This window comes from Flavobacterium sp., assembly GCF_032153895.1.
Taxonomy (GTDB): domain Bacteria; phylum Bacteroidota; class Bacteroidia; order Flavobacteriales; family Flavobacteriaceae; genus Flavobacterium.
The window spans coordinates 1-12,124 of record NZ_JALDYN010000019.1 but is presented as its reverse complement, the minus strand read 5'-3'; the positions used below and the strand labels follow the sequence as shown (position 1 = coordinate 12,124).

General features: G+C 37.3%; 10 protein-coding genes. All 10 read left to right on the top strand.

What is annotated here, in order from left to right; all coding sequences use genetic code 11:
• Window positions 1-53 precede the first annotated feature (53 nt).
• Window positions 54-581 (top strand): hypothetical protein, encoded by a 528-nt coding sequence (locus tag RUH60_RS07880; protein ID WP_313807118.1) that lies wholly within the window; start codon window positions 54-56, stop codon window positions 579-581.
• Window positions 582-752: 171 nt separating this feature from the next.
• Window positions 753-2,942 (top strand): glutamine synthetase III, encoded by a 2,190-nt coding sequence (locus tag RUH60_RS07875; protein WP_313807116.1) that lies wholly within the window; start codon window positions 753-755, stop codon window positions 2,940-2,942.
• Window positions 2,943-3,437: 495 nt separating this feature from the next.
• Window positions 3,438-4,292, top strand: coding sequence for an OmpA family protein (locus RUH60_RS07870; RefSeq protein WP_313807114.1), 855 nt, complete (start codon window positions 3,438-3,440; stop codon window positions 4,290-4,292).
• Between the two features lie 147 nt (window positions 4,293-4,439).
• Window positions 4,440-5,618 carry an AIR synthase related protein gene (locus RUH60_RS07865; RefSeq protein WP_313807113.1) on the top strand — a complete coding sequence of 393 codons (1,179 nt, stop codon included), beginning with the start codon at window positions 4,440-4,442 and terminating at the stop codon, window positions 5,616-5,618.
• Window positions 5,619-5,627: 9 nt separating this feature from the next.
• Complete coding sequence (locus RUH60_RS07860) at window positions 5,628-6,647, top strand: quinone-dependent dihydroorotate dehydrogenase (protein ID WP_313807112.1); 1,020 nt, start codon at window positions 5,628-5,630, stop codon at window positions 6,645-6,647.
• Window positions 6,648-6,668: 21 nt separating this feature from the next.
• Window positions 6,669-7,538, top strand: a complete 870-nt coding sequence (locus RUH60_RS07855) for a hydroxymethylglutaryl-CoA lyase (RefSeq protein WP_313807110.1) — start codon at window positions 6,669-6,671, stop codon at window positions 7,536-7,538.
• Window positions 7,539-7,649: 111 nt separating this feature from the next.
• Window positions 7,650-8,885 carry a DUF4856 domain-containing protein gene (locus RUH60_RS07850; protein ID WP_313807108.1) on the top strand — a complete coding sequence of 412 codons (1,236 nt, stop codon included), beginning with the start codon at window positions 7,650-7,652 and terminating at the stop codon, window positions 8,883-8,885.
• 73 nt (window positions 8,886-8,958) lie between these two features.
• Window positions 8,959-10,074: an imelysin family protein gene (locus RUH60_RS07845; RefSeq protein WP_313807106.1), complete on the top strand. Its 1,116-nt coding sequence runs from the start codon at window positions 8,959-8,961 to the stop codon at window positions 10,072-10,074.
• Window positions 10,075-10,076: 2 nt separating this feature from the next.
• Window positions 10,077-11,444, top strand: coding sequence for an HTTM domain-containing protein (locus tag RUH60_RS07840; protein WP_313807104.1), 1,368 nt, complete (start codon window positions 10,077-10,079; stop codon window positions 11,442-11,444).
• Window positions 11,425-12,124 (top strand): carboxypeptidase-like regulatory domain-containing protein (locus tag RUH60_RS07835; protein WP_313807103.1); only part of this gene is annotated, 700 nt, incomplete at its 3' end. The genes RUH60_RS07840 and RUH60_RS07835, both read left to right, overlap by 20 nt.

Sequence of the window (12,124 nt, the reverse complement as noted above, 5' to 3'; positions counted from 1 at the left end):
TGGCACGACTATTGGTTATAGATAAATAACCAGAACAATAAATTAAGTAGGCCATGAAAAAAATTATACTTGTAGTTGCAATGATTAGCGGGATGTTGTTCATGCAAAGTTGTGTTAGAGAAGAAGTTGTAGTTGAAGATACTGTAGACTACGATACTATTAGTGAAGTATGGGAATATTCCAATGTGGATTTTCATTCCGGAAATAATTTCAGTGTTCTGATTGATTATCCGCATACGATTTACGCTTCCGATATGGTATTGATTTATCGCTTGGCTGGCGTAGGGGCTGGCGGTGATGAGTGGAAGTTATTGCCGGAAACGTATTACTTTGACGATGGAACATTAGATTTCGGTTATAAAAACGATTTCACCCAATACGATGCGAAAATTGACCTATACGGATATGATTTGCCAGGATTGTCAAGTGCTTATCGATTGGATCAGGTTTTCAGAATAGTGGTGATTCCGGCTTATTTTGGTAAAATGGCACAAGGAAAAACAGTTGATACTAGCAATTATAAGGAAGTGATAGCTTTCTACGGCATTGACGAAACTAAATTGAAAAAGATTTCCAAATAAGATTTGCTTTGAATATTTGATTAAGCCCCTTTTTTGAGGGGCTTTTTTATTTGTTTGATTATTTTTAAAATTTTCAACCCCTAAATTTTTAGGGGTATTGTGTTTTTGTTTTGAAAATTTTATATTTTTGCAGTGTAAAATTAGAGGGTATAAACCTAAAAACACAACTTTATGTCAACATTTCGTTTTAAGGCCTTAGAAAAAGCCACAGACAGAAAACCAGTAGTAGTAGAAGAATTGGACAGAAAATCAGCGATTTTCGGAAGCAATGTATTTGGAGACAAAGCGATGCGACAATTCTTAACTCCGGAAGCATACAAAGCGGTAAAGAGCGCTGTAGAATTCGGAACTAAAATCGATCGAAAACTGGCTGAGTACATCGCCATGGGAATGAAAGAATGGGCATTGTCAAAAGGTGTAACCCACTATACGCACTGGTTTCAACCTTTAACAGGAACTACAGCAGAGAAACACGATGCTTTCTTTGAAACTTCTTTTGATGGTAGCGACCCGGTAGAAAAATTCGGTGGAAGTCAATTAGTTCAGCAAGAACCGGATGCGTCATCTTTCCCGAACGGAGGAATCCGTAATACTTTCGAAGCTCGTGGTTATACGGCTTGGGATCCAACATCGCCGGCATTCATCTTCGGAACAACTTTATGTATTCCGACAGTTTTCATCTCTTATACTGGTGAAGCGTTAGATAATAAAACACCTTTGTTGAGAGCTTTAAACGCTATCGACAACGCTGCAACGGATGTAGCTAAATATTTTGACAAAAACGTAAAAAAAGTAACCCCAACTTTAGGATGGGAACAGGAATATTTCTTGGTGGATGCGGCTTTAGCGGCTTCAAGACCGGATATTTTAGCAACAGGTAGAACTTTATTAGGGCATACTTCGGCTAAAGGGCAGCAATTGGAAGATCATTACTTCGGTTCGATTCCAACTCGCGTATTACAATATATGAGAGATTTGGAAAACGAGTGTATGTTGTTGGGAATTCCGGTAAAAACGCGTCACAACGAGGTAGCGCCTAACCAATATGAGTTAGCACCAATCTTCGAAGAAACGAATTTAGCAGTTGACCACAACTCATTGTTGATGGATGTTATGCAGAAAGTAGCCGAGCGTCATCATTTCAAAGTATTATTCCATGAAAAACCATTTAAAGGAGTTAACGGTTCCGGAAAACACAATAACTGGTCATTAGCTACGGATACAGGAATCAACTTATTGAGTCCTAGTAAAACACCGATGAGCAACTTACAGTTCTTGACGTTCTTTATCAATACGATTAAAGCGGTTCACGACTACGAAGAATTGATGAGAGCTTCTATAGCTTCGGCAAGTAATGATCACCGTTTAGGAGCGAACGAAGCGCCACCGGCAATTATTTCCGTTTTCATCGGTCAGCAATTGACCAAAGTATTGGAAGAGTTAGAAGGTGTATCTAAAGGGAAATTATCTCCAGAAGAAAAAACCGATTTAAAATTAAACGTAGTAGGGAAATTACCAGACGTTTTCTTAGATAATACAGACCGTAACAGAACTTCACCGTTCGCGTTTACTGGAAATAAATTCGAGTTCAGAGCGGTTGGTTCTTCAGCTAACTGTGCTGGTTCAATGACCACTTTGAACTGTATCGTTGCAAATCAGTTGATTGAATTTAAAGCGGAAGTAGATGCTTTAATCGAGAAAAAAGATCTTAAGAAAGACGAAGCTATTTTCAACGTGTTGAGAGAGTATATCAAACAAACGAAGAAAATCCTTTTCGAAGGAGACGGATACAGCGATGCTTGGGAAAAAGAAGCTAAAAAACGCGGTTTGAGCAACCATAAAACAACTCCAAAAGCGTTGAAAGCTAAAGTTTCCAAAAAAGCTATCGAATTGTTCGAAAAGCTTGATGTAATGAATCACGTTGAGGTAGAAGCGCGTTACGAAATCGAATTGGAAGAATACGTGAAAAAAATCCAGATTGAAGGTCGTGTGTTAGGCGATATTGCTCGTAACCACGTTATTCCGACGGCGATTAAGTATCAGAATTTGTTAATCGAGAATGTAAAAGGTTTAAAAGAAATTTTCGGTAAGGATTTTGAAAAAGTAGCCAAAGAGCAAATCATCTTAATCAAAGAAATTTCGGAACATATCGAAGGAATCAACGCCAATGTTGAAGCGATGACCGAAGAGCGTAAAAAAGCCAACAACCTTACAAGTACAGAGAAAATGGCTGATGCGTACTGCGAAAAAGTGAAACCATATTTTGATATCATCAGAAGTCACTCCGATAAATTGGAACTTTTGGTTGATGATGAAATCTGGACTTTAACCAAATACAGAGAATTATTGTTTACAAAATAATCTGTTTGTTTATATTTTGAGAACCTCCTTCGGGAGGTTTTTTTGTTTTTCATCTGAAAATTTTAGCCGTTTGTAGAAAAAGGATAATTCTCTGAAAATTAAATGATTGTGATGTCAAATAAACATCTATCTTTGATACAGATTCAAACCACAGAATCAATTTCCAGATTAATTTTCCACAGTAACATTTCATATTTTCGATGCTTGTATCGTTGTCTTTTGGCAATATATATCGTATGCGATTCTTTGGGTTAAGAATGGTTAAACCTACAAGGGTAGTTTGTTTTACTCTTGTGCTCAGAAACAAACAAAACCCATTGAAGGAAAGTGAGGTTGGATTCCCGACCTCACTTTTTACAACATTTCATCTTTAAATTTTGGTTAGTTATAAAAAGCACTATTTTTTTGATAGTGCTTTTTTTATGCGAATTAGTCTGATAAATTCAATAAAAAACAACTATTTTCGTTTTTATATTTTAACAGATTATGATTGGTATGAAACGATTCGCCCTAGTTTCGATGATGTTCTTAATGAGTGTTGTAAACGCTCAGGAAAAATTTACTTTGCATTTTGAAAGCGGAAAACACGATTTGACAAAAAAGCAAACGGAAGTTTTCAATACTTGGTTATTCGCGAACAAAACCTCTAAAGTAGTTGCTATTAATGGTTATACCGATGAAGATGGTACCAATACATTCAACGATTCTTTGTCGCTTCGTCGTGTGAATTTTGTTCAAAATATCATTACAGCCCATAAACTGAAAATCAGAGAAGATTTTAAAACGAGAAGTTTCGGTGAAGAGCATAATCATTCAAAAATTAAAGCTGAAAACCGTAAAGTGGTCATCCATTACATTTTAGAAAAAGACTTGGTTAAAGAAGAAGAAATTTTAGGAATTAAACCTCAAGTGGTTTCTGATGATGCAATTGTTCCGATTGAAGAAGAAGATATGCATTTTCCCGAAGGTGCCACTTTAGAAGAAAAAATAAAACTGTCCAAACCCGGAACCCGAATTGTAATGAAAGACATTTTGTTTTATCAGAATACTTTCGCGGTCATGCCAACTTCCAAACGCGCCATTGATGAATTGTTGATGATTCTGGATAAAAACCCTAAAATGCGCATTGAAATTCAAGGTCATATTTGTTGCGTGAGAGAAGATAAGCGCAATTTGTCATTGGAAAGAGCCAAACAAGTCCGACGTATTTTAGAAGGCAATATGATTCCTGGAAAACGTATCAAAGTAAAAGGGTTTGGTGTTTCACACCCTAAATATCCAATTCCGGAAGCGAATGAAATTGAAGCGGCAGCCAACCGTCGTGTGGAAATCATGATTTTGAGTAAGTAGTTGTGGGAGTGGAAAGAGAAAAGTGAGAAGTGAGAAGGGAAAAGGAAAAAGGAAACTGCTCTTAATTAATTCAAAAAACTCATCACTTATAACTCATAACTTATAACTTATTTTTACCTTTGCGCCACAACAACACAAACATACTACATGAGTTCTGATAACAGTCAACGTTACAATCTTCGCGGAGTTTCGGCTTCCAAAGAAGATGTTCACAACGCTATTAAAAACATCGATAAAGGCTTATTTCCTAAGGCTTTCTGTAAAATTGTTCCCGATTATTTAACGAATGATGACGACTATTGTCTAATCATGCACGCGGATGGTGCCGGAACAAAATCTTCCTTAGCGTATATGTATTGGAAGGAAACGGGCGATATGTCCGTTTGGAAAGGTATTGCTCAGGACGCTTTAATCATGAATATCGACGATTTGTTATGTGTTGGTGCAACCGATAACATCATGTTGTCATCCACTATCGGAAGAAATAAAAACTTAATTCCAGGCGAAGTCATTTCAGCCATCATCAACGGAACGGAAGAGTTAATCGCAGAATTGAAAGATTTTGGTGTGACGATTAATTCAACTGGTGGAGAAACGGCCGATGTTGGCGATTTGGTGCGAACTATAATCGTTGATTCTACGGTTACCGCTCGAATGAAGCGTGAAAATGTAGTGGACAATGCCAATATTCAAGCAGGTGATGTGATTGTTGGATTAGCTTCTTACGGACAAGCCAATTACGAAAAAGGATACAACGGAGGAATGGGGAGTAACGGATTGACTTCAGCGCGTCACGACGTTTTTGCCAAATATTTAGCCGAAAAATACCCGGAAAGTTACGATGCTTCGGTTCCATCCGATTTGGTGTATTCCGGAAATGTAAAATTGACCGATAAAGTAGAAGGTTCGCCTATCGATGCTGGTAAATTAGTACTTTCTCCAACCAGAACTTACGCACCGATTATTAAAGCGATTTTAGACAAATATACTGCCGGATTAATTCACGGAATTGTACATTGCAGCGGTGGTGCACAAACCAAAGTGTTGCATTTTGTGGATGATGTTCATGTAATCAAAGATAATTTGTTTCCGGTTCCGCCTTTGTTTAAACTGATTCAGGAGCAATCTAAAACTGATTGGAAAGAAATGTATCAGGTATTCAACTGCGGACATCGTATGGAATTATATGTTCCTTCGGATTTGGCGGAAGACATCATCGAGATTTCAAAATCGTTTGGCGTTGATGCGCAAATTGTAGGTAGAGTAGAAGCTGCCGATTCTAAAAAACTGACCATTACATCCGAATACGGAGTGTTTGAATATTAATCTTAGACTATGTACAAACAATTCATCCGTCCTATATTGTTCTGTTTCGATCCGGAAGCAGTGCATTATTTTACCTTTTCTGCGGTTCGTTTCGCTAATAAAATTCCTGGTTTTTCATCGCTTTTTAAAAGTATGTATGAAGTGAATGACAAGCGTTTGGAGCGTGAAGTTTTCGGTTTAAAATTCAAAAATCCGGTTGGTTTGGCCGCGGGTTTTGATAAAGACGCGAAACTTTACAAAGAACTTTCAAATTTCGGCTTCGGTTTTATTGAAATCGGAACCTTAACGCCAAAAGGGCAGGAAGGCAATCCGAAACAACGTTTGTTTCGTTTGCGTGAAGATTCGGCTATCGTCAATCGTATGGGATTCAACAACGGCGGTGTCGATGAAGCAGTTAAACGTCTGAAAAAGAATAAAGGTGTTTTAATCGGTGGGAACATCGGTAAAAATAAAGTGACTCCAAACGAAGAAGCGGTTAAGGATTATGAAATCTGTTTCAATGCTTTGTTCGATTATGTAGATTATTTCGTAGTGAATGTAAGTTCACCGAATACGCCTAATTTAAGAGCTTTGCAAGATAAAGAACCATTGACCCAATTGTTGCAAACGCTTCAAAATCTTAATACTACCAAATCGAATCCGAAGCCAATTCTTTTAAAAATTGCTCCCGATTTAACCGATGAACAACTTTTGGACATCATTGACATTGTGAAAGAAACCAAAATTGCGGGTGTAATTGCAACCAACACCACGATTTCAAGAGAAGGCTTGCAATCCATCAACCGAATTGAAGCTGGCGGATTATCCGGAAAACCGTTAACCAAACGTTCTACGGAAGTAATTCGTTTCCTTTCTGAAAAAAGCAACAAAGCTTTCCCGATTATCGGAGTAGGCGGAATTCATACGGCAGAAGATGCAATTGAAAAATTGGATGCCGGAGCTAGCTTAGTACAATTGTATACGGGTTTTATCTACGAGGGTCCTGCCTTAATCAAAGCCATCAACAAAAAGATTTTAGAAAAAGCATAAATAGTCATACATTTGGCTTCAATGAAAACCGAAACCGTAAAAATTATCGAATGTCCGCGCGATGCGATGCAGGGAATTAAAGACTTTATTCCGACTGAGAAGAAAGTGCAATACATTCAATCGTTGTTGCGTGTAGGTTTTGATACCATTGACTTCGGAAGTTTTGTTTCGGCGAAAGCCATTCCGCAAATGCAGGATACGGCTGAAGTTTTGGCAAAGCTGGATTTGTCTAAAACACAAAGCAAATTGTTGGCGATTATTGCCAATACGCAAGGAGCTGAAAATGCTTCTGTTCATCCTGAAATTCAATATTTGGGTTTTCCATTTTCAATTTCGGAAAACTTTCAGATGCGAAACACCCACAAAACCATTGCGGAATCACTAGTAACGCTGGATGAAATTCTAAATATCGCTGACAAATCCAATAAAGAAGTAGTTACTTATATTTCTATGGGTTTTGGAAATCCGTACGGCGATCCTTGGAATGTGGAAATAGTAGGCGAATGGACGGAAAAATTAGCGAATATGGGCGTGAAAATCCTTTCGCTTTCAGATACTATTGGAAGTTCAACACCTGAAGTTATTGACTATTTGTTTTCCAATCTGATTCCGAAATATCCTCAAGTTGAATTTGGTGCTCACCTTCATACCACACCAGATAAATGGTTTGAAAAAGTAGATGCTGCTTATAAAGCCGGATGTCGTCGTTTTGATGGAGCAATCCAAGGTTTTGGTGGCTGTCCAATGGCCAAAGACGACTTAACAGGTAACATGCCAACCGAGAAAATGTTGTCATACTTCACAGCCAACAAAGTTGATGCAAATTTGAGCGCCATGAGCTTTGAAAGTGCTTATAATGAAGCGCTTAAAATCTTCACCGTTTATCATTAACAATTGTTAAAAATTATTTAAAAATAATCTAAATAAAACTTGTGTTGTTTAGAATGAGTCTATATATTTGCACTCGAAAATTATTTTAACTCAATCTAAATAAAACATAAGATGAAATTCAAAAATCTTCTTTTAGCTTCAATTCCAGCTGTTGCTTTGTTTACAGTTTCTTGTTCTGATAACGACGATACTCAAGAGCAAACATTTGACTACACTGTTCCTGCAACCTATACTTTCGAAAGAGAAGGAGCAACTACAGTTGATCACGGTGGTCAGACTAACAGAATTTTAATGTTAGACGAAATGGGAGCTTACATTAAGAATCAGGCTACTGCAAATGCGGTTATCGATGCTACTAAAATGTCAAATATGTTTGTAAATACCAATAATGAATTTACAAATTCGGCTTTAAATGCAGCTACAGATAAGCAGCTTAAAAATAAAACTGCTGCTTCAAGAGATTATTTCGTGAATTTCTTAGGTGGTGGTTCGACAGTGGAACAAGCTGATGTTCGTGCATTTTTTGAAGCTCAGTTTGCTGATGCAAATGCTGCTAGTACAGGTGCTGAAGCTGCTGAAGATGTTGCCGGATACTACATGGACGGAACTTCAAAAAGATTATTTGCTGCTAACGGATTAGAGCCTCAGCAAGTACTTTTAAAAGGTATGATGGGGGCTTGTTTTATGGATCAAATTTCTAACAACTACTTAAGTGTTACTGTTTTAGATGAAGGGTCTAACCGTGATAATAATACAAACAAAGTATTAGAGTCAGGTAAAAACTACACAAAAATGGAGCACTTGTGGGATGAGGCTTATGGTTATATTTATGGAGCTGATAACCCAACTGCTAGTCCAAACCCAGTATATAAATTTTGGAGTAGCTATATCAACCAAGTTGATGGAGATTCAGATTTCGGAACTTTAAGAGAAGATATCGAATTGGCTTTCAGAAAAGGTAGAGCAGCTATCGTGGCTAATGACTACGCAACTCGTGATGCACAAATTGACATTATCAATAAAAAATTAGCGACTGTTTCTGCAGTTAGAGCAATCTATTATTTAAAAGACGGTAAGGCAAAATTAACTACAGATGGTGGTAAAAAAGCATTCCACGCTTTGTCTGAAGGGTACGGATTTATCATGAGCTTACGTTATTCTAAAAACCCAGCGACTGATGCACCTTATTTGTCAAAAACTGAAGTAGATGCTATTCTTGACGAATTAATGGGTGGTACAAATGCTACTGGTTTATATGATATCGATCATTTAAATGATGTAATCGATGGTTTGGCAGAAGATATTGCTGCTAAATTTGATTTCACTGTAGCACAAGCTGCAAACTAACTAACAAACTAAAAAACAAAAGCAGAAGATTTTACTCTTCTGCTTTTTTGTACCTTTGCAAAAATTTTCAAAAATGAAAAAAGTACTTCTTCTATTAAGTTTTGTAGCCTTTTTAGGGGCTTGTTCTTCAAGTGATAGTAGTTCTGACAGTTCTGGGGATGGTTTCAACAGAACCGCAATGTTGACGAATTGGGCTGATAATATCATTATTCCGTCTTTCGAAAACTATCAAACGAAAGTGACAACACTTCAAACTGCGGTTACTGCTTTTAATGCAGCGCCGTCAACTACAGAATTAGAAACAGTTAGAACGGCTTGGTTAGAAGCGTATAAAGCGTTTCAGCATGCTTCCATTTTTGAAATCGGTAAAGCAGAAGAATTAGCTTTAGTTAGTTGTACTAATGTTTACCCTACGAATACATCGGGAATTTCTGCAAACATTTCTTCAGGAACCTATAATTTGGCATTACTTTCTCAGTACGACAAACAAGGTTTTCCGGCAGTAGATTATATGATTAACGGTTTGGGAGCAGATGATGCTACGATTGTAACATATTATACGTCGAATACGGATGCTGCAAAATACAAACAATACTTAACTGACTTAGTTGGGAAATTAAAAAGTAATGCGGATGCCATCGTAAACGACTGGAACGGTTCGTACAGAACTACATTTGTAAACAGCAACGGTAATTCAGTAGGAAGTTCTGTAAACCGAATGGTGAATATTTTTGTAAAAAACTACGAGAAAAACGTTCGCGCAGGTAAAGTTGGAATTCCGGCAGGTATTTTTTCAAGCGGAACAACATACACTAATAAAGTAGAAGCATATTACAAAAACGATGTTTCTAAAGTATTGTTGAACGAAGCAGTTAAAGCTACTCAGGATTTCTTCAATGGAAAACATTTTAATTCTGCTACAACTGGTGAAGGTTTGAAAACGTATTTGACCTATTTGAATGTGGTGAAAGACGGTCAACAATTGAGCACAATCATCAACAATCAGTTTACTACAATTTATGCGGCTAACGCTTTGTTGGATGATAGTTTTTCAAATCAGGTATTAACTGACAATTCTAAGATGCTTGAAGCTTACGACGAATTGCAACGCAACGTAACGTTTTTCAAAACCGATATGATGCCGGCTTTGAATATTACAGTTGATTATGTAGATGCAGACGGTGATTAATAATGATTTCAGTACTTCAAAAGTATTTTAATAAAACAACAGAAACTTCAACGCTGGCTTTTTTTAGGCTGGCGTTTGGTTTAATGATGCTTTTCAGTATTGTCCGATTCGCTAGTTACGGGTGGATTGAGAAAATGTATCTTAAACCGCAATTCCATTTTAGCTATTATGGTTTCGAATGGGTAAAACCGATTGGAGTCTGGACCTATCTGCTGTTTTTTATTTGTGGACTTTCAGCGCTTTTGGTAGCTGTAGGTTACAAATACAGAATCGCAATTATCGTTTTCTTCTTAAGTTTTACATACATCGAACTGATGGACAAAACCACTTACCTGAATCATTATTATTTTATTTCTCTGGTAAGTTTTGTACTGATTTTTCTTCCTGCTAATGCGTCGTATTCAGTAGATGCCTATATAAATCCAAAATTAGCTTTTCAGAAAGTACCGGCTTGGTCAGTTGATCTTCTAAAGCTGATGTTAGGTATCGTCTATTTTTACGCCGGTTTAGCCAAATTAAACTCCGATTGGTTGCTTGAAGCACAACCGTTACGTATGTGGCTTCCGTTAAATGGAGGTTTACCAATTATAGGCTCATTTTTGCGTGAAACCTGGTGTCATTATTTCTTCAGTTGGACAGGAGCTTTGTACGATTTGACCATTCCGTTTTTATTATTGTACCGAAGAACCCGTTTGTTCGGCTTTGTTTTGGTAGTGGTTTTTCACATTTTTACCAAAATTTTGTTTCCGATTGGCGTTTTTCCGTACGTGATGATTATCAGTACCTTGATTTTCTTCAGTTCCGATTTTCATAAATCGGTTCTACAAACGTTGATGCGATGGTTAAAAATAGATACTAGTCGTTTTGAAAATGGTAGAATAAAAGAAGATTACGAAAGCTCATTGTATAAATTGAAACTCGGTTTTTTAGCAGTATTTGTTTGTTTTCAGCTGTTATTTCCGTTTCGATATTTATTGTATCCGGGTGAATTATTCTGGACCGAAGAAGGTTTCCGTTTTTCCTGGCGTGTCATGCTGATGGAAAAATCAGGTTATACACAATTCAAGGTGGTCGATGCAATTACGAAGAAAGCTATTCACATAGACAATAGTCAATTTTTGACACCTTTTCAGGAAAAACAAATGAGTTTTCAACCCGATTTTATATTGGAATACGCTCATTATCTACACCATTATTACAAAGAAGCTGGCATCAACGCGCCCGAAGTTTACGTAGAAAGTTATGTAGCCCTCAACGGACGCTTAAGCCGAAAATATATTGACCCCAAAGTAAATCTTGCTCAAGAGAATGAATCATTTAAACCCAAAAACTGGATACTTCCGTTTACCGATGAAATTAAAGGATTGTAAAATATTAATGTTGTTGCTATTTGTAACCTTCAGTGCTTTTTCACAATACAAAGTATCCGGAGTAATTACCAGTGCGGAAGGGAAACAGCTTTCTGGTGTTGAAATCATCAACAAAACCAACGGAAGAAGTGTTTTTACCGATAAAACCGGAAACTTCTCCATGCAGTATTCTGAAAAAGGAACGTATGTACTAGTGATTTTTGCCGAAAATTTCGCAATCGAAGAAAAAGAAGTTGTGGTTTCAGAATCTTCTACGTTTATCAGAGTGACTTTACAACCATTAGCAACAACTTTATCTGAAGTGGTAATCAATCAGCAGCGCAATAAGTTAGCGGCCATCCGTAAACTGAAAGACATTGAAGAAACCGCTATTTACGCCGGTAAAAAAACCGAAGTAATTCAGTTGAACAATATTGTTGCCAACAAAGCGACCAATACAGCCCGCCAGATTTTTTCTCAAGTTGTAGGTTTGACGATTAACGAAAGTAATGATGGCGGTTTGCAATTATCCATCGGTGGACGAGGGTTGGATCCGAACCGAACTTCCAATTTCAATACGCGTCAAAATGGTTATGATATCAGTGCTGATGTTTTGGGCTACCCGGAAAGTTATTACGCCACACCAACAGAAGCGCTTGAGGAAATCCAGATTGTTCGCGGTGCTGCTTCTTTACAATACG